15 protein-coding genes are annotated in these 20,391 nt (G+C 35.2%); 4 read left to right on the plus strand and 11 right to left on the minus strand.

Going from position 1 to position 20,391, the window contains the following annotated elements; translation table 11 throughout:
- Window positions 1-14 precede the first annotated feature (14 nt).
- The 9 genes from KYG33_RS07480 to KYG33_RS07520 all read right to left on the minus strand — a co-directional run bounded on the left by KYG33_RS07480 (window position 15) and on the right by KYG33_RS07520 (window position 13,612).
- Entirely contained in the window at window positions 15-491 is a 477-nt protein-coding gene (locus tag KYG33_RS07480) for an SRPBCC family protein (protein WP_219072977.1), read from the minus strand.
- Between the two features lie 20 nt (window positions 492-511).
- A complete protein-coding gene (locus tag KYG33_RS07485) occupies window positions 512-1,336 on the minus strand; it encodes a DUF393 domain-containing protein (RefSeq protein WP_219072978.1) in 825 nt (274 codons plus the stop codon).
- A gap of 491 nt (window positions 1,337-1,827) precedes the next feature.
- Window positions 1,828-2,238, minus strand: coding sequence for a hypothetical protein (locus KYG33_RS07490; RefSeq protein WP_077418610.1), 411 nt, complete (start codon window positions 2,236-2,238; stop codon window positions 1,828-1,830).
- 7 nt (window positions 2,239-2,245) lie between these two features.
- On the minus strand, window positions 2,246-2,590 hold the full coding sequence (locus tag KYG33_RS07495; protein ID WP_077418609.1) for a hypothetical protein: 345 nt from the start codon (window positions 2,588-2,590) through the stop codon (window positions 2,246-2,248).
- Window positions 2,591-2,668: 78 nt separating this feature from the next.
- A complete protein-coding gene (locus tag KYG33_RS07500) occupies window positions 2,669-3,172 on the minus strand; it encodes a GbsR/MarR family transcriptional regulator (RefSeq protein WP_047388136.1) in 504 nt (167 codons plus the stop codon).
- Window positions 3,173-3,262: 90 nt separating this feature from the next.
- Window positions 3,263-7,780 (minus strand): TonB-dependent receptor plug domain-containing protein, encoded by a 4,518-nt coding sequence (locus tag KYG33_RS07505; protein ID WP_219072979.1) that lies wholly within the window; start codon window positions 7,778-7,780, stop codon window positions 3,263-3,265.
- Window positions 7,781-7,783: 3 nt separating this feature from the next.
- Window positions 7,784-10,552: a hypothetical protein gene (locus KYG33_RS07510; RefSeq protein ID WP_219072980.1), complete on the minus strand. Its 2,769-nt coding sequence runs from the start codon at window positions 10,550-10,552 to the stop codon at window positions 7,784-7,786.
- A 63-nt stretch (window positions 10,553-10,615) separates the two neighbouring features.
- The gene (locus KYG33_RS07515; RefSeq protein WP_219072981.1) at window positions 10,616-13,081 is read right to left on the minus strand and encodes a vWA domain-containing protein; all 2,466 of its coding nucleotides are present in this window, start codon (window positions 13,079-13,081) and stop codon (window positions 10,616-10,618) included.
- Between the two features lie 12 nt (window positions 13,082-13,093).
- Window positions 13,094-13,612 (minus strand): RNA polymerase sigma factor, encoded by a 519-nt coding sequence (locus tag KYG33_RS07520; protein ID WP_219072982.1) that lies wholly within the window; start codon window positions 13,610-13,612, stop codon window positions 13,094-13,096.
- Window positions 13,613-13,810: 198 nt separating this feature from the next.
- On the opposite strand from KYG33_RS07520, the gene KYG33_RS07525 reads away from it, so the two are divergent.
- Both KYG33_RS07525 and KYG33_RS07530 read left to right on the plus strand, forming a co-directional pair.
- Window positions 13,811-15,013, plus strand: coding sequence for an aminopeptidase C (locus KYG33_RS07525; protein ID WP_077418604.1), 1,203 nt, complete (start codon window positions 13,811-13,813; stop codon window positions 15,011-15,013).
- A 194-nt stretch (window positions 15,014-15,207) separates the two neighbouring features.
- A complete protein-coding gene (locus KYG33_RS07530) occupies window positions 15,208-15,372 on the plus strand; it encodes a bacteriocin-like protein (RefSeq protein WP_157885757.1) in 165 nt (54 codons plus the stop codon).
- A gap of 222 nt (window positions 15,373-15,594) precedes the next feature.
- Here KYG33_RS07530 and KYG33_RS07535 read toward each other — a convergent pair whose 3' ends face one another.
- Window positions 15,595-16,656 (minus strand): NADH:flavin oxidoreductase, encoded by a 1,062-nt coding sequence (locus KYG33_RS07535; RefSeq protein ID WP_219072983.1) that lies wholly within the window; start codon window positions 16,654-16,656, stop codon window positions 15,595-15,597.
- A gap of 165 nt (window positions 16,657-16,821) precedes the next feature.
- On the opposite strand from KYG33_RS07535, the gene KYG33_RS07540 reads away from it, so the two are divergent.
- Together KYG33_RS07540 and KYG33_RS07545 are read left to right on the plus strand one after the other, a co-directional pair.
- Window positions 16,822-17,214, plus strand: a complete 393-nt coding sequence (locus tag KYG33_RS07540; RefSeq protein ID WP_180564149.1) for a winged helix-turn-helix transcriptional regulator — start codon at window positions 16,822-16,824, stop codon at window positions 17,212-17,214.
- Between the two features lie 108 nt (window positions 17,215-17,322).
- Complete coding sequence (locus KYG33_RS07545) at window positions 17,323-17,739, plus strand: carboxymuconolactone decarboxylase family protein (RefSeq protein WP_077418601.1); 417 nt, start codon at window positions 17,323-17,325, stop codon at window positions 17,737-17,739.
- A 166-nt stretch (window positions 17,740-17,905) separates the two neighbouring features.
- Here KYG33_RS07545 and KYG33_RS07550 read toward each other — a convergent pair whose 3' ends face one another.
- On the minus strand, window positions 17,906-20,338 hold the full coding sequence (locus KYG33_RS07550; protein ID WP_219072984.1) for a thiamine pyrophosphate-dependent enzyme: 2,433 nt from the start codon (window positions 20,336-20,338) through the stop codon (window positions 17,906-17,908).
- Window positions 20,339-20,391 lie beyond the last annotated feature (53 nt).

Here is a 20,391-nt window from a genome sequence, read left to right on the forward strand (position 1 = left end):
CTGTGTTCTTTAGGTTAAAAAATGGCTATTCCGTCATGGGTGGAAGATTCTGCAATGGTTTTGATCATCTCATTTCTTTTGAGCAGAAAATCCTTGAGATATCCTGTAAGAAAAATGACATTAAACAATTTTCCTACAATCCCGAGTGGAGATTCAAATTCAAAAATATCGGTCATTAATGTTTTTCCGTTTACAGATTTAAAGGTATGTCTGTGTCGCATAGATTTGAAGGCTCCTTTCTGCATAACATCAATGAACTGAACCGGTTTCTCCATACTGACAATTTTTTTGGTAAGGTTCTGATAAATTCCCAGATGTTTTGCCCGCCAGGTTACGGTTTCGTTTTCTTCAATCAATCCTGAAGTACGTCCTGCAATTGCTTTTTCATGAGATACTGAGGTTGACTGCTGGTGCAGATCAATGTTTCTTGCCAGATCAAAAACATAGTGAATATCTGCATTGATTACGGTGTTTAAATAGATGGTTGACATTTTCAGAGGTGTTAAGTTTGTTAAATTTTAAATTCAATGGTTGTCAGAATGATAACGACCAACGCAGTGATTCTGAATACTATCCAGGAAATGGTAGGGAGAAAGTTTAGTTTTAGTATTCTGCATCTTCTTATATGTTCCAGAAGCATGATCAATACTACAATTCCAAAGTATATCAGATAAAAAACAGGGGTGAAATCGACCATCAGCGCAGGAATTAAAAGTAAGGTTCCAATTAAAGAAACAGTCATCATATTTCCGAGATAATCCCAGATTTTATCTTTGAGATAAGTTTTTAAAAAGAGGATCTGCCAAACGAGCTGACCAAGGCAAACTGTAAATTCTCTCAGGAAATTTCGTTCTAAATCAAAATTCAGCTTTACGGAAAATTCACTTAGGATATATGCTGAAAAAATAACAACAAAACTGATGTAGGCCATTCTGTATTTCAGGTTAAAATCCGGGATACATGATTGTTCTGTACCGTCATTTTGGGAAGGGATAATCTGTTTTCTATTGTAAGAAATAAAGGAATACAGCTTTTGAAAAAACCAATACAGAGGTTGTATTCGAGCAATTTTTTCCAACAATGGCAAAGAGTTTCCAATGATGAGAAGCAGACTGTCCAGCCCGTAAACGACTTCATTTTTGTCGTGATCTACCAGAGCAATTTCATTTTTCGCACGATTGAAATCGATTAGGTTTTTATTTCTAACAGAAAGTTCTGTAAATGCTTCTCTTCCATCTTCATCCAGCATTCCACATTTTGTGAAACCTTTGGAATAGAGATCACACATCGGACATTGATTGTCGTAGATTAATGTGTGGTTTTTGAGCGTTTTCATAATTGTGATTTATAAGGTTCATAAGTATTATAGCAATCATAAACATATGCCGCTGCCATCACGGGACTGTATAAAAGAGCGGCCATTAAAACATATCCAAAAAAATCATTGATATGTTTTTCTGTAAACAAAATCAGTACAATAATCCAAACCGGTAGTATTACAATCCTATACGCGATATACAATGCTGATTTTTTTGTTCTAAGAAATAGTTTGACCAGAAAGCTTATCAATTGAGGGATTCCTACTATAAAATAAAACAGAACAAATCCCGACAAACCACCAAATATAAAAGCCTGAGGCCCTATTATTATAAAAAACAGATGAATGTAATAATCATATTTTGCAAATGTTTTCATGGCAATGACTGTTTAAAGTGATCCTTTTCTTCTGAAATAAATAATCAGAAATAAGTGAACGATTAAATTTTTCATACTTATTGTTAATTTTATATTTTCAGTAATTTTTGAAATATAATTCCAAATAAAAAATTAATTTCTTTCAAGATCAGCATTTCTTTCACTTACTACTTTTTCTTTGTTCAATGCGTGCTTACGTCCTTTCAGGAATAACAATAGATTCAAAAGCATCATTATTCCTAAATAAATTGAAAATCCTCCTATTTTTTTGCTCAGCGCAACGACCAGCCTTTCTATGGTTTCAATTTGAAAAAATTCAATGATGCATAGAGCAAAACCTATATTTAAAAGGTAAAACCCAATTTTAAATAATGAATTTGTTGCCATTGCAATGTCTTTTTTCTGGTGAAAAATATCAATCATGAATGTTTTTGAATTTTTAAATAAAAATTGGGATACCAATACTGTAAGGGTAATTACAATAGGTAAATAGATCATGTACGCAGAAAAATTATACGTTGTGGTTAAAACTGTAGTTGTCATAATAGTATTATTTTAATGTTAATTTATTTCTCAGGAAGTAAAGGATAAAAATGTTCATATAATGCAGCATAGAAAGGATTAAAATGATACTTCCAACTCTCGTAGCAGTAATGGTTATCATTTCTTCGAGACTGCTTATTTTGTTCCATATTGTAAGGTTTATTGCGATAAAACCAAGATTCACGAGATAATAACAGCCAAGAAGTATCCTGTTAATTGTCAGGCAAAGACCTTCATCATGAAGTAAGTATTTCAAATAGGCTTTTCCTTCATGGTAACATCTTCTTCCTACATCAATTGTGACATAAGAACTGATACTTAAGAAAATTATATAAGAAACAATATTAAACATTTTATAAATTTTATATTTTCAGTAATTTTTGAAAATCAAATTGAAATAAAAAAGGATTTTAACCCTTTTTCAATTTTTCTATTTCAACAGATTGGTAATCTTTCCTACCAGCCAGTGATCATCGCTTTTTATCGCAAGATCCATAATATTATTTATTTTTCCGGTTACAGAACTGAAATCATTCATCAGTTTGATAAATTCCTGAGCTTCTTCTGAGTCTTTATCTTCAATATTTTTTAATTCTTCAAGAAAAGAAATTACAGGCTCAATTTCTCTTTTTCTGCGTTCTTTGGTAATCTGTTTGAAAAGGTACCACACATCTTTTTCTGCCACGAAATATTCTTTACGGTCTCCTTTCACAAATTCTTTTTTCACAATTCCCCAGTCTATCAGGGCGCGAAGATTCATATTGGCATTTCCTCTTGAAATTTCCAGCTGTTCCATTACCTCATCAGTAGAAAGGGGTCTGCCGCTAGCCAAAAGCAATGCATGTACCTGTGCCATCGTACGGTTGATTCCCCAATTGGTGGCAAAGGTTCCCCAGGTCTGAATGTATTTTTCTTTTGCTTCTGAAAGTTGCATTTTATTTTCCTTTTAGATTTCTGAAACAAATGTAATTATATTTTTTGAATTTTCAATAATTTTTGAAAATTAATTTATAAAAAATTAAGGTTAAGGCTCAATAATAGCCGTTATCCCCTGATTCCAATGCTTTGCTTCCGGCATATAATAGAGATACACATTGCTTGATTTACCAGTATAAATTCCTGCAAATTCCACTTTGAGATCCAGATTGATGGTTTTTGTTTCCTCTGCATTGAAATGTTCCCAGTAAAGTACCAGATAATTGTCAAAGATTTCATAGTAAGAAATCTGTTTTTTATCAATCAGATCTTTCAGCAAGGCATTTTGTAGGGTCAGGCCTGCAGGAATACCGATCTTCGCTATAGTCATTGGCAGCTGGCCGTTGATTTTATTTTTAACGGTAACCGTCATTCTGTTGGTCTCACCTACTTTGGATACCGCAGATTTTAGTTTTGTTTCCATTATAACAGGAATATCTTTACTTTCCGGGGCCTGAAGAGTATAATACTGATATTCTAATTGATAAGGCAGTCCATTTTTGGTTGGATAATGAATACTGATCTTATTTTCTCCGGCCTTATATGCTGATGAAAGACTGATATTAGGATAAGTACTTGCTTTATTGATGGTGATAACCGGTCTTTCAGCTCCATATAACTGTCCATTTTTAGAGAAAAACTCGGACAAAGCCTGTATGGCCAGCGTTGTTGCCTGAGTAGAACCGAACCCGAAATATCCATTGAAATTAATAAGCTGATCAGCAGCTTCTGCAATCTTCAACTGATTCAGTTTTTCATCTTTCTGAAGTGCCATGATATATAATGAAAGGGTTTCCGCATCGGCAGACAGTCCCCATGAACCTGTAAAAGTGATTTTAGATTTTATATTTTTCGTTTCATACTGCTGGTCCAGAAGCTTTATCAGATGATCATACTCCTGTTGTTTTCCCAGATGAGCGGCAGCATTGGCAAGCAAAGCAAGCTGATAAGAATCTTTTGTGACTAAAGCTCTTTTCATCATTATAGCAAAGGTGTCTTCTATTTCATTTTTAAAACCCAGTTTGGATAAAGCATATACCACATACATATTTCTTGACCAGGAATATTCGGAGAAATCTTTTCTTAATTCATAGGGTTTTCTTACTTCAAATAATCCGTTTGCATTCTTTTGGGATAAAATAAATGAGGAAAGTCCTTGAATAAGCATGGCATCCGGGTTTACATATTTTTTTAAATCCGTAAATTCCAGTAACGCAAATGCAGAAAGTGCCACATCTGATTCTCCGCTGCTGAAATATCCGAAACCTCCGTCTCTGTTTTTATAACTCAGCATTTTCTGAAACCCTTTTTTCAGGTTTTTAATCACCATATTCTCCGTTGCAGTATCTATTTTTTTCTCTGATTTTAAATAATCCAGAATAAAAATGTTTGGGTAGACTGTTGAGGAAAGCTGTTCAAAGCAGCCATGAGGCTCTCTCTTCAGTTGTTCAATATCTGCAAACATCTGTAAAGCAGCGTTTTCAAATACATAATATGAGGAATACAGACTTCCGTTGATATACTCCGGAATATTGATTCTGATATCTTCCGTTTTGTTATTGATGATGGAAAACTTATGTGGGAATCCTTTCTCTTCTACTTTAAACGGAAGAATCATCGTTTCCCTGAAGTCTCCGGATCTTAGGGTAAACTGAATATTGGAATCCACGATCTCATCGGTCTGTATTTTGACAAATAATCTTCCTGATTCCAATGGTTTCAGGGTAATTAAACTGTCAGAGCCGATTAGTTTTACATGATTGGGAACAATAACATCCATAGTTATTTTCCTTAGTTCCGAAGAATTATTTTTAATCACAACAGGAATCGTCATCTGATCTGTTCTTGTCAGATATTGTGGAATTTTAGCATCTATTGAGATAAGGCTCTGTGCAGCATACGTAGTTTCATCATTTCCTACAAGTCCTGATGCTGCAATACCTTCTGTCATAATTCTAAAAGTGGAGTTGGCATCCGAATTATAAAATTCCACTTTTGCTTTCCCATTTTTATCGGTTTCTACCACCGGATTCCAATAAAGCGCTTCTCTGTAATCGAAACGGTAGGATGTATTGGTGGTTTTATATTCCGGATAAGCAAATTCTCTTGATCCTGCGTATGATATAAGTCTTCCTTGTGGTAGCGTTTCAACAGCAATATAAGATTTCGGGGTAATATCAAAATTGATCTTTGAACTGCTGTTTTTGTATGAATTTACAATCACTACTCCATTCACTGCCCTGCTTCCATAAATAGCTGTAGCGGCTGCATCTTTGAGGACGGTGATACTATTGATATCATTCGGATTTATGGTAGTATTGAAGTTTTCAACAGGAGTACCGTCTACAATGAACAATGGGTTCTTATTGGTAATGGATGCTTCTCCCCGTATTCTTATCTGTGAACTGGCTCCGGACTGTCCCGCTGGTGTAATTATTAACCCGGCGACTTTTCCGCTTAGTAATGACGTTACATTAGGATTCTGAATTTCCATCGAAGACATTATTGTTGTAGAAGTAACCGCGGCTTTATCTCTTCTCAAACTGTATCCTAAAACCACAACTTCTTCAATCCTTTTATTCTGAATAGTATCAGTTTTTGACCGACCGGGTTTGCTCAATGTTTGGGTATTATTTTTGTTTTCTGTCTTTATTACTTCTTTTCTTTCAGCTTCTTTTACGATTTCTTCTACATCAATATTAGAAAGCTTCTGTTCCACTAAAGGGTTAATATCCAGATTATAAGACAATATTCTGATTTTCAACTGATGTTTAGGCTGAGAAGATCTGGCTATCATTTTATATGAATTGTCTGCGTTCAGGTCTGAAAAATAAAAACGTCCATTTTCTGCAGCGGCTTGTTTAAGAATTTTTTTATTATCCGTATTCAAAAGGAAAACATCTGCTTTCACCGGTTTTTTGTTTTCGTCTTCCACCACTCCATAAATTGTGTTTTTCTTTTCAGGAAGGTATTTGTATTTATTGGTTTTTAAAACTTCCGGGATGAGGTCGAAATATCTGTAACCGTTTGTGAGCATCACAAGATCTAAGCTTTTATCCGCTTTTTCTTCTTTTTTATCGAAATAAAACTGTGGCTTTTCAATTTTCCCTTTCAACTCAGAGTCCATCAGAAGCCAGGAAATGATATGATTCTGCTTGTCATCAGCGTATGTCCATAATTTATCATCCACTACGCTCAATCCAAGGTTGGCAGGAATAGGTCTGTTATTTTCATCAGTAGTTTCGATATCCAGCATTACTTTTTCCCGTGGCAGGTAATGTTGTTTTACAGGCTTAATTTTTATATTTAATCGATTCTCTTTATTGGTAAAAACAATACGTTCTGCAAGAGGGATATTATTCTCAAGAACGGTAAATCGGCAGATTCCTATCGGGAAGTCTTTTTCATCAATTTCAAATGAATTGCTGCCTTTTTTTAAAAGAATATCTTTAGTATACAATTCTTTTCCGCGGAAATTTCCCTTCAGGGTAATCTGTTTTTCCTGAGTTGAAATGATGGTGAAAATTATTTTTCTGTTTTCATTCTGAATATTTAAAACCAAACCTTCATCTTTTGCCGCCGGGAAATTGAAAGTTTGGTTTATATTTTCCGGCTTACTAACTTTTGCATAATAGGATTCTTCCTTTTTAGGAGTAAAACGAAAGCTTGCCATCCCGAAATTGTAGGCTGAAATTTCTTTTACCTTTTCATGATTCTGATTGTAAACAGCCAGGACAGCATCTACAGGTTTTTCAAATTCATCAAGAATTTTAAAGGCTATATTTTGTTCTATTCCATTGATAAAAGTCCCTCCTTCAGGTAAAAACTTTACATCAAGATTATTCAGAACAACCGGAATATTTCTGGAAATAGATTCTGTAAATCCATCAAAATTCACTTTAATATTCAACAGTGCATCAGATGATTTCAGAACTTCAGGGAGCTTGAAAATCAATTGATTTTTACCTTCTTTATTGGTGATGAGTTTCCCTTCTGAGACAGTTTCCCCGTTGGTCATTACCGTATAATCCGCTTCATAAAAGGGAATCGGAAGGTTGCTCAGACTTCTCATTGAAAAGTCGGCTGTTACCTCATCTCCCGGGCCATATCCTTTTTTAGGAAAATCCAGCTTCATTAATATTCTTGGGGAAACTATTTTCTGGAGGGTAATTTCTTTCTCGAAGGTATTTTTTCCTTCTTCATTCTGCATCCAGTTGGTAAAGGCTCTGATCTTATAAATTCCGCCTTTCATGTCTTCATCAAAATAGAAATACCCCTGGGCATATCCATTGGTAATTTCATATTTCATTTTTTTCAAAACGCTTCCTGCGGGATCAATAATTTCAAAATTAACAATTCTACTGTCTTCCACCGGAAGATTGTTTTTTCCTTTTACAACGTATATTTTAAAATACATTCCCTCACCAGGTTTATAAAAAACATGGTTGGTCTGAATGTACGTTTTTTCCTTTTCAAAGTCCTGAAATGAATGCTGTGCTTTCAAAGAAAAGGTTGAAAAGAATAAGCTCAGCAAGATGATATAGGGTGATATAAACTTGAAATTCATGGGTTAAAATTTGAGTGAAACAATACATCCAAATGTTTTAAAAGAGGGAAGGTTGAAAAAATCAAGTCCTCTTCCGTTATCCATATCATAAAAATTCTGATTGGGATCTGCTCCTTTACTGGCCTGCCAAAGCATTAGATTATTCACATAAAAAGTAAGTTTAAGATTCTGTTTTCCATAGTTGATTGGAAAACTGGAAGACAGTGAAATATTGCTGATTCTTATATAATCTGCCTTTTGAATATAGTTTTCTGCCACGCCAAGGTAACCATATCTGGACCACCGGTTTTCCTGTACATTCAGGTTGGGATCATAGAAATCTACAGGAATCTGGTTTCCTGTTCCATTGGCCTGCACGCCCTGAAAAACATAGTTTTTGATATTTCTGTCTTCTCCCGATTCAGAAGAACGGCCATAATAGTCAAGAACTGCCTGTGTTCCATTCCAGAGCTGTCCGCCTTTTTTCCATTCCCAATTGATATCTAAGGAAAAGTTTTTATAGGCAAAACTATGGGTAAATTTCATCACGAAATCTGGTGTAGGATCTGCGATAATTTTCATTCCTTCTGCTTTTTTGGGGAATCCAGACTCATCAATAATCAATTGCCTGTCAGCATTTCTTTCAAAATAGCTTCCCATGACAGCACCCAAAACCTGTCCTTCAGTAAGGGTTTTATAAATGTCTTTAAATCCTGAAACAGCCAGATTCTGATATCCGGGAGAGATACGGTCTACAATATCTTTATATTTGAAAAATGAGACTTTATGGGTTGTAAATATATCGTACCCAAGGCGAAGCCTGTCATAGGTAAAACTGAATTCATATCCACTGTATGTATGGTCAGCTATGTTCTTTAATTTCAGTTGATTATTTTCAAAAACAGGAAATATATCATTTATATTCTTTCTGTTGAAATATTCTCCTTCCAAACTTACATTATAACCAAAGTTAAACCTAGTTCCCACCTTCGATTCTCTGGTATTGATATTGGATAAACCTTTGAAGCTTTCCACTTCCTGTACCGGGAAATATTGATTGTAGTTTTTTGCATTCAATAAAGTGGTGGCATAAGAAGCGTATGATCTTGTAATTTCCGGCTCTGAGCTTAGCTGTGTGTAACTTCCCAGTATTTTAAAACTGTAATTATACCAATCGAAAATGTTATTGAATCTCACATAGAAATTAGCTTTGGGAAGCCAATAGTTATTTTTAAGCGATGTATTCGAAATGTAAAATGAATTTCCAAGATTTAAACCTGCTTCAAAATCATAATCCCGGATATCCATATTATAATTAAAAATATGATCCTGCGAAGTTCTCTGATAGAGGTATTTCTGATTGATAAAACTGTTATAAACATCCGATTTTTTATCATTTAAAATAAAATTCAGGCTGAAAATATTTTTAAAATTATAATCTCCCAATGTATAGGAACCCAGTATATTGGAATGGTATGAACTGCTGTTTTGAGTTCTTTCATTCAATACTCCATTGCTAAAACCATAAGCAGAAGGTTTGTACTGATCAAAATTCCAGATGTTGTTACTTTCATAGGACTGGCTGATATTCAGTTTAAGATGATCCCAGTCTTTTATTATATTAAGGCTAAACCATCTTTCGCGGTTTTGATAACTATATTTGCTTTCCTGCTCAAAAAGGAATGAGGGATTGTCAGCATATTTGCTGTAACTTCTCTGAAAACCATTGTTTAGGAAAGTATGTTGTTCATTTGAAAAAGAAACGGGTGTTAACAATGAATTCTGATAAGCTTTGTTGAACAGCCCTATCCTATTGGTATTGGTGGCTTTATCTTCTTCGTAATTAAAAGCAAGATTAATGGAATATCCACTTAGTTCCGTATTAAGCTTGGCTTTAAAGGAATTGGCGATATCAAACTGATCGATAAAATACATTTGGTTTTTCTGCTGGCCAAGGTTCAACGACAAACGGATTTTTTCATTGTACCCATCTTTTATAAAAGCATTTACGTTCAACTGATTGTTGTATCCTACTGTTGTTTTAAAAATATTGTTGTCATATTTCTGCGCGCGCTGAAGACCATCAACCCAGGGGATTAATTTTCCATTCTGATCATATTCATAAGGTAATCCATTAAATCCTAATGTAGAAATATCGGGTCCGAAACTGAACATCTCATTGGTTTCAGGTCCTTTCCAGACAAGACTTCCGTTTTCTGATCTTCCCTGTACATATTTGCTTTGAGTTCCCGGAATAGCATTCCTGTTTTTAATATCTAATGATGTGGTAAAACTTCCGTTAAAAAGTAATGTTTTCCGATTGAGTCTTTTTACAATATAAACACTATCATTCCTTTGCTTTAATCTTCTTATCTGATCAAAATAAGAGTGTGATCTTTTACTTAAACGGGTCTTTGTTTTTTCAATACTGAAATCATCTTTAATTTCCTTTGAAACCAAACTGTCATATGTTTTACTGTAAATATTTTCTACATTTTTATTGCCTGTCTGACTTTCCAGAATGACTTTTAATTCCCTGAGCTCATAGGTAGAAATAACATGAGTATTCTTGCCTTGATTCCAAACGAGTGTGTCATAAGGTTTGGCAGCAATGATTGCAAATCCTTCCTCATCGGTCAGTTCATAAATACCACTGTTTTTATTATGAATCTTTAAAAAATTCTGTGTTTTATCTTTAGGTGTTAAAAATTTTCCGGAATAGTATAATTGTGAATTTTGTGCCTGTAATACAGTAATGGTAAATGGCAGTAACAGCAGATAATTCTTTTTCATCAGTTATTAGTATGCTTAAAAATATAAAAAAAGAAATTTCCGGGGAAATTTCTTTTTTACAAATTATTTTTTAATTGTTTTATAACTTTCTATCAATCTTATAAACTCTGAACGATAGCCTTCTTCATCTTTATTTTTGCCTTGCTGGGCCAGATTTTCAATCTCTGAAAGATCTTTTTTGGTAATCAGTTCAGAATTTCTTAGTACCAATCCAAACCATGCTACTGAAGAAGCAAATTTAAAATCCGGACTGGCAGAAGATATTCTGTTATCAACGTTTTTAACAATCTGGCTGATTTCACGGCTGGTATTTCCATCAGGCTTTTTATAACGGAATTTTATTGTAGCCAGTTCATCTCCAAATTCTTTCGATGAGGTATTATGAGTATATTTCAGATCACTGTCTTTAGGAGTAAAGTCTGATTTTACATCTGTCGGAATCACTTCATACAAAGCCGTAACAGTATGTCCGCTTCCCAATTCTCCGGCATCTATTTTATCATTTACAAAGTCTTCATTTTTCAATTTTCTGTTTTCATAACCAATCAGGCGGTATGATTTTACGTATTCAGGATTAAATTCAATCTGGATCTTTACATCTTTGGCTATGGCGTACATACTTCCTGCAAATTCTTTTCCCAGAAACTTATTCGCCTCCTGCATATTATCAATATAGGCGTAATTCCCATTTCCTTTATCTGCAAGAGTTTCCAGAGTATTGTCTTTATAATTACCCATTCCAAAACCTAAACATGTTAAAAAGACTCCTGATTTTCTTTTATCTTCAATCAACGTTTTAAGATCTGAAGTTGAAGACATTCCTACGTTGAAATCCCCGTCTGTTGCAATAATAACACGATTGTTACCGTCCTTCACAAAGTTTTCCTGTGCCAGTTTATAGGCCAGTTCAATTCCTGCTCCTCCTGCGGTACTTCCTCCTGCCTGAAGATGATCCAAAGCTTCTATAATCTTATCTTTTTCCCCTGCTGACGTAGGGGGCAGAACCATTCCTGCACTTCCTGCATATACTACAATTCCCACTTTATCTTTGGGTCTGAGCTGATTCAGCAGAACTTTAAAGGAAGACTTCAACAGGGGCAATTTGTTATCCGCATCCATTGAACCTGAAACATCAATAAGAAAAACAAGGTTTGATGCTGGCAGATGATCCATGGGGATATTTTTTCCCTGAAGTCCTATTTTAAGTAATTTATGCTTTGGATTCCATGGCGAATCATTGTATTCGGTATTTATTGAGAAAGGCTCTCCATTTTTAGGCTGTGGATAGTCATATTTAAAATAATTAACCATTTCTTCTATTCTTACTGCATTTCCATCAACTCCCTGTCCGTTATTGATCATCCTTCTTACGTTCGAATAAGAGGCATTATCAACATCAATAGAAAACGTAGATAAAGGCTGACTGCGGGTGAGCTCAAAAGGATTTTCAACAAAGGCATCATAGCTCTCATTATTTTGAGTAACTGGTGAAATCTGTTGTTGTTTATTAATTTCTTCCTGAAGTTTCTTCAACTTTTTTCTTTCCCTTCTTGAAAGGTCTTTGGTTATTACCACAATTACTCCATTTACCCCCTTACTTCCATAAATTGCTGTAGCAGAACTGCCCTTCAGAATCTGCATGCTGTCAATTTTGTTAGGATCTAAATTTCTGAAGTCATCAGCTTTTGTCAATATTCCGTTAACTACGTATAAAGGGTTATTTTCTGGTGAAACAGAAGCTGCTCCTCTGATCAGGATCGGGTTATTGTTACTAAGAAATCCTTGATTAATGCTGTTAACTACATTTTTATTACCCGATGAAGTGCTTATCTGCAAGCCCTGAGCACTTCCCTGTAATGATGAATAAGTGGTGGACTGTGGTAGATTACTGACAGAACTACTTGTTATTGTACTGGATGTTGTTGCATAATTTCTTTTAACTGCCTTTGAATATCCCATTACTACAACCTCTTCAATACTTTTAGTCTGATTGGTATCTTTTCGCTGGCCGGTAGGAATATAATTTGTATTTCTATCAGCATATACATTTTGTTCTCTTTCCATACGGTACTCAGAGATTACCGGTTGATAGATATGATCTGAAGGTACTGGAAGTGGCAAAGGCGGAAGTGGCGGAACTTTCACAGAGTATTTAATAGGTTCCGGATTGACAGCCAGATTTTCTGCAGGTTTAATAATCTTTTTTTCTTTTTGAATATTATTCTTTATAGTACTATCTATTTTTGAAATATCTGTCTTTGTAACCGGACCTCTTAAAGTTGTATTCTCTGCGATTACAGGTTCTGCAGTCTCTTTATTATTCATAAAGTAAAAAGCTCCCAAACCAATTATCAAACTTGCGGCAATACCATATGGCAGCCAAATAGGAATTGTTCTCTTTTTTTCTTCTTTTTTATCTAATTTCTCTTCAATTTTCCCCCATACTTTTTCAAAACCAGGAAAAACAGTTGGCTCTTCTGAAAGCTTGGATGCTTCATTGAATTGTTGATCTATATGATTATTTTCCATTATTGTAAAAGTTTAAATGTTTTGATTCACTAAAAGTTCCTGCAGCTTTTTTCTTGCAAAATTGAGCTGTGATTTTGAAGTACCTTCACTGATGGAAAGCATTGCGGCTATTTCTTTATGAGGATATCCTTCAATAGCGAAAAGATTAAAGATCGCTCTGCAGCCTTCGGGAAGAAAATTCAGTAAACTCAGAATATCTTTTTCAAGGGAAAGGTTCTCTGTGGTTCCTTCAGAAGTATCCATGAAATTTTCTTCAAGAGAAATCAACAATCCCTTACTAGATCTTAATTTCTGCAGGCATTCGTTCACCGCAATTTTTCTGGCCCATGCTTCAAAGGTTTGAGCATTTTGAAGCTGGGTAATTTTCGTGAAGATTTTATAGAACGTATCTGCCAATACTTCTTCTATATCTTCATCGTTTTTCAAATAGCGTCTGCAGACTGCGTAAAGCCTGCCCGCCATTTTCTCGTAAACCTTCCGCTGTGCATTGCGGTCGTTACGCTGGCATTCCAATAATAATTCTTGTTCCATAGTCAGGAGTTATATTATTATAGATGCAGAAACTTTTGCTGGGGTTGGAAACATGGTCAACTTTTTTATTAAAATATCGAAAAAACAAATTTTAAAATAAGCCATTTAATATTTTTTTTTCATTTCAAATTTAACTTTTCCATCTGTAACAAATCTTTATTATCAACGACTCTTAATATAAATAATCTTTTTATAGTAATGAAAAATGCCAAAATTGCATCATTACTTTTTGTTTTGTCTGCAGGAAGTATGATGTTTGCCCAAGATGACTTAATCAACAAGTTAAAAAACAACCAATCACAAAATGCTAATTTTCAGTTCACAACGTTAAAAGACGTTGGTGCAACTTCTGTAAAGAACCAGGGTTCATCAGGAACTTGCTGGAGCTATTCAGGTAATTCTTTCCTTGAATCTGAAATGCAGAGAATGGGCAAAAAACCTGTAGATCTTGCTGAGATTTTTACAGCGAGAAACTCTTATCATGATAAAGCGAAATTATATGTTTTGAATAATGGCGCAATCAGCTGGGGTGACGGAGGAGAACTTCACGACGTAATCAATATGTACAAAAAGTATGGAGCAGTTCCTCAGGATGTGTACACAGGATTAAAAGCCGGACAAACTACGAATAACTTCAAGGAAATGCAGGGGAAACTGAAGCCTGTTCTTGACAGTCTTGTTCAAGCTTCTTCAAAAGGAAAACTTACAGATAACTGGATGGATTCTGTAGATGCTATTCTTGATGAATATTTAGGAAAAGTACCTGCTAACTTCACATATGAAGGGAAGAATTACACTCCGAAAACATTTGCAAAGGAAGTAGTGGGAATCAATGCTGAAGATTATGTAGAATTATCTTCTTATAAAGATTATGCATATTATGAGAAATTTGTAGTTCCGATTCCTGATAACTGGAGCCACGATTCTGATTGGAATGTTCCAATGAAAGATCTTACAGCGATCATCGACAATGCAGTAACGAAAGGATATTCTGTAGGCTGGGCAACTGACGTTTCTGAGCCTTATTTCTCTTACAAAAATGGTGTAGCTTATGTTCCGGATATGGAGCTTGATCAGATCACTGCAGAGAATAAGCAAACTTTATTTACAGAGCCTAAAAAAGATAAAACAATCACTGAAGATATGCGTCAGAAAGCACTTAATAACCTTTCTACAACGGATGATCATGGTATGCATATCGTAGGTTTGGCAAAAGATCAAACGGGTAAAGAATATTATATGGTGAAAAATTCATGGGGAGTAACCAATGATTTCGCCGGATATCTTTATGTAACAAGACCTTATGTTGAATACAAATCAACAGCGATCCTTGTTCACAAAAATGCAATCCCGAAAAGCATCTTAAAACAATTGAAACCAACTAAGAATATTGGTTTATAAGATAAAGAAATCATTTCTGCCGGTTTAAAGGCAGTTTTAGATATTTAAATCTGTTAAAACCCGCTTTCGGAAATTCCGGAAGCGGGTTTGTTTTAAAAAATAATCTTTGAAAAAATATATTTCCCATTTTAGTGTAAAATACTGTTTGATTTACAAAAAATATTATATTTGTATGAATCAACAAATTAATTAACATGAAAAATCTAAAGAAATTAACAAAATCGACATTAAAAAACATCATCGGAGGAAATGCACCACAGTGTGAAGGAGATACTGTTGCCTGCCGCCACAAAGCTGAAAATGGAGTTCCTGCCTACTGGTCATGCGAACCAGCTGCAACAGGATGCAGATTCTTATAAAATGACCTTCAAAGCCTTTAGAAGTTGTTTATAAAACAAATAAGAACCCGATTTCAGAAATTCTGAAATCGGGTTCTTTAATAAATAGGTGAAAATTAAATATAAAATAAAGTGAATTATGCTGATTTAATATCAGGTTGAATGGTCAAATTAACTTTGCAGGTCAATAAATTATGCTGTAAAAAATTGACAGCGAAGTAAATTCACTATTCGTTATTGATATTAAAATAAAACGCCCATACTTTCTGCTGAAAAATCCAAAAGAGCTTCAGTGTTTCCATCTTTGATCTTCTGTACCCATTGATGATCCTGCAAAATGGCTCTTCCTACCGCAACAAGATCGAATTCTTCATTATCAAGTCTTCTGATCAGCTCCGTAAGATCTGTCTTTTCTGTTCCCTGTCCTGCAAAAGCGTTAAGAAAATCTCCGTTCAAACCTACAGAACCTACTGTAATAGTTGGCTGTCCTGTAATTTTTTTAGCCCATCCCGCAAAGTTTAAATCAGAACCTTCAAATTCAGATTCCCAGAAACGACGCTGCGAACAGTGGAAAATATCTACACCAGCTTCTTTTAAAGGTAACAACCACTCTTCCATTTCATTTGGAGTGAATGCCAGTCTGGTTTTATAATCCTGCTGCTTCCATTGTGAAAGACGGATGATAATGGTAAAATCATCTCCTACTGCTGCTCTGATAGCCTTTACAACTTCCACAGCAAATCTACTTCTTTCCTTTAATGTTTTACCGCCATATTCATCTGTTCTTGTATTAGTCACCTCCCAGAAAAATTGGTCGATCAGATAACCGTGAGCTCCATGAATTTCAATACAGTCGAAACCAAGGTCTTTTGCTGATTTTGCAGATGCTGCAAACTGTGCAATGGTATCCTGAATATCTTCAATGGTCATTGTTGAAGCCTTTTCCATTGAAACTAAAGGATAATCCTCGGACATTCTTGTATCTCCTACATGCCAGATCTGAGGGCCCATTTTACCTCCATTCTGATGTACGGTATCTATTACGTTTTTCCAGCCGTTTAAAGCTTCTGTACCATAGAAATCAGGAATATGCTGCATGTTTTTTGATCCCGGTCTGTTGATCACAGTTCCTTCGGAAAGAATCAATCCTACTTCTGAAGCGGCCCTTCTCCCATAATAGTCTGCAATATTCTGAGTTGGAACTCCATTGTCAGACTGTGCTCTGGTCATAGGAGCCATTACGATTCTATTTTTAAGCTGTAAATTTTTGTATTGAAACGGTTTAAATAATGATGATGTGCTCATATTTAAATTTATATTTTATAATTGTTACACAAAGTAACTAATAATAGTTCGTTTTTGTATCTTTTATTAAAAAAATAGTGGTAACTTCGCAGTAACTTACATTAGTAACATCAAAGTAACGTATGAAATTTTGGTTCCATATGCTATTTAAATAATAATTTTTCTATGAAAAAGAATGAATTAATGCAATACAGCTGTCCTCTGGGTAAGGCAATGGCCGCTTTAGGAAGCAAATGGAAACCTATTATAGTTCTTGTTATTAAAGACAGGAAGTTACGTTTTGGAGAACTGGCAGTACGCATTAATGTCATTTCCAGAAAGGTATTAACGGATCAACTGAGGGAAATGGAAGCCGATGGACTGGTGATCCGTGAAGAGTTTAAGGAACTCCCTCCAAGAGTAGAATATTCTCTTACAGAAAAAGGACTGGCATTGTTACCGATCTTATATTTACTGGAGGAATGGGAAGCAAAATATCAGGTGAAAGGACAGCATGAAAATAAAGACTGTGCTTTTTTGAATGAAGAAGTAAAAAATAAAAAGGCTGTCAATGTTTGATAGCCTTTTGTATTAAATTGTACTTTCAAAAAGGTAAGTATATAACGAAAAGGTAAGCATATAGGTTCAAAGCCATTTCTGATGCAAATTTGCAGAAAATATTTCATTATGAATTACAAAGAAATTGCAAAAGAAACCATTGGAAATCTATACAAAGCCCACAATAGCATCCGAAAGTCCGGTATTGATGAAAAACTGATCGCTCTGGTAGAACTGCGTGTCTCTCAAATCAATGGATGTGCTTATTGCTGTAGTTATCATGCTAAAGAATTGTCCGATTTTGGCTTTGAACAGGATGCCATTAACAGACTTCCAGGTTGGAAACACACCAATGCCTTCAATGATCAGCAAAAGCTTGTTTTAGAATGGGCTGAAGCTCTCACTTACAGCAAAGATGATTGGCAAACGACCAAAGCAAAACTGACAGAGCAATTTACAGAACGGGAAATTGTAGAACTTACAGCAAGTATAACGTTGATGAATACTTTGAATAAGCTGAGGATTGCTTTGGCTGAGAAGGATTAAGAAAATTAAAAGGCTGTCAATATAAGATGGCTTTTATTTTTACCATTATTAATATCAAATATAAAAGTCTAATTTTCATCATTTATCATTAAACTATTCAAACAAATATAAAACAAAAAACCGCTCCCAAAAAGAAAGCGGTTTTTAAATTTATCTAAAATCCCAATTAGAATATCGCAGGATATTTCTGAGGATTTGTTTCATTAAACATTGCGTAGATTTTTTCTACCATATCGTCTGTAGACGGCTTACTGAAGTAGTCACCATCACTTGCATAGGCAGGTCTGTGATCATTTGCAGAGATCGTCAACGGATCTGAATCCAGATATCTGAATGCTTTTTGCTTTTCAAGAATCTGCTGTAAGATGAATCCTGTAGTTCCTCCTTCCACATCTTCGTCAATCACTACTAATCTGTTGGTTTTCTTAACACTTTCAGCTATTTCGTGAGATAAATCGAAAGGAATCAATGACTGAATATCAATTACTTCTGCCGAAATCCCTAATTTTTCCAATTCGTTAGCTGCTTCTGTTACAATTCTCCACGTAGAACCGTAAGTGACCAAAGTAACGTCTTTTCCTTCTTTTGTTACTTCAATTTTACCTACAGGAACGGTGAATTCTCCTAAGTTATCAGGTTGTTTCTCTTTCAATCTGTATCCGTTCAGACATTCTACGATGATCGCAGGTTCGTCAGCCTGAAGCATAGTGTTGTAGAATCCGGCAGCTTTAGTAAGGTTTCTAGGTACCAATACCAGAATTCCTTTTGAAAGGTTAAGAATACCTGCCATTGGAGAACCTGAATGCCAGATTCCTTCTAATCTGTGACCTCTTGTTCTGATGATCAATGGAGCTTTCTGCCCTCCTTTCGTTCTATAGTGTACGGTTGCCAGATCATCACTCATTCCCTGTAAACAGTAAAGAACATAGTCCAGGTACTGGATTTCAGCGATTGGTCTCAAACCTCTCATTGCCATACCAATTCCCTGTCCAAGAATGGTTGCTTCACGGATTCCTGTATCAGCGATACGTAAAGCACCGTATTTTTCCTGCATTCCTTCCAATCCCTGGTTTACGTCACCAATGTTTCCGGTATCTTCACCAAAAATTAAAGTTTCAGGATATTTTTCAAAAATTTTGTCAAAGTTATTTCTGATCACTACTCTTCCATCAACATCTTCAGAACTGTCGGAATATACCGGCTTAATCTCCTGAATGTTTTCAGACTTCCACTCCGACTGAGAGTATAAGTGAGATGAATAGTTGTCTTTTTCAACAGCAGCCACTTCATTGTATTTCTGCATCAATTGATTTCTTTCTGCAGAGTTCGTTCCTCTTGTTGCCAGTAAAGCTTTTCTTACTAAATGGAAAATATCCTTTTTAGCTTTTGAAACAAGCTTATTGAATTGAGAAATGTATGTTTCAACTTCAGCATTCTGCCCTTTAAGGCTTTCTACTAAAGGTAAAATAGACTGAATAAGTTCTGATACTGCTTTCTGATAGTTTTCCCAAGCCGTTTTCTGTCCTGCTTTTGCTATCTTTTTTGCTTCTTCATCAATGGCTTCAAGCTCCTCAGTAGTAGCAATCACCTCTTCATTTCCATCAATTTCAATAGAATAGTTCAGAATCCATTCTTTAAATTTTGCCAATCCGTCAAACTCAGCTTCCCAAGCCAGACGTTCTTCATTTTTATATCTTTCGTGAGATCCGGATGTAGAGTGCCCCTGAGGCTGAGTAACATCAATTACATGAACCACTACCGGTACACTTTCTGTTCTTGCAAAATGTTCTGCCTTAGCATATGCATCCAATAATGCAGGATAATCCCAAGCTTTCACCTGAATGATTTCACATCCCTGATTATCTCCTTCTTTTCTCTGGAAACCGCTTAGCATCTCACTGATGTCAGCTTTTGCTCTTTGATTTTTAGTAGGAACTGAAATTCCGTATCCATCATCCCAGATAGAAACAATCATAGGAACCTGAAGTGCACATGCCGCATTCAGAGTTTCCCAGAAATGACCTTCTGCTGTAGAAGCATCTCCAATTGTTCCAAAAGCTATTTCGTTCCCTTCTCTTGAGAATTTTTCTGAACCTTCAAATTTTACACTTTTATAAATTGTAGAAGCCTGAGCCAATCCCAATAATCTTGGCATTTGTCCTGCTGTAGGAGAAATATCCGAAGAGATATTTTTCTGAGCCGTCAAATCTTTCCAGCTTCCGTCTTCATTTAAACTTCTTGTTGCAAAATGCCCGTTCATTTGTCTTCCAGCTGAAGCAGGCTCTCTTTCCACGCTTGTATCTGCATACATCTGTGCAAAGAAACTTTCTACCGTTAAGGCATCTATTGCCAATGCAAAAGTCTGATCCCTGTAATATCCTGAACGGAAGTCTCCATTTCTGAAAACTTTCGCCATTGCAAGCTGAGGAAGTTCTTTTCCATCCCCAAAAATTCCGAATTTAGCTTTTCCAGTGAGTACTTCTCTCCTTCCGAGATAAGACATTTCACGAGAGATCCTTCCTAACCTGTAATCTTCAAGTATCTGATTTTTAAAATCTTGAAAGGATATTTGCTGTGTTTCAATATAGGTTGTTTGCATAGCTAAGTAAAAAAGTTTTTTAGTCTTCAAGTATTTTGCTAATATACAATTTT

Source organism: Chryseobacterium sp. D764, from assembly GCF_019317325.1.
Taxonomy (GTDB): domain Bacteria; phylum Bacteroidota; class Bacteroidia; order Flavobacteriales; family Weeksellaceae; genus Chryseobacterium.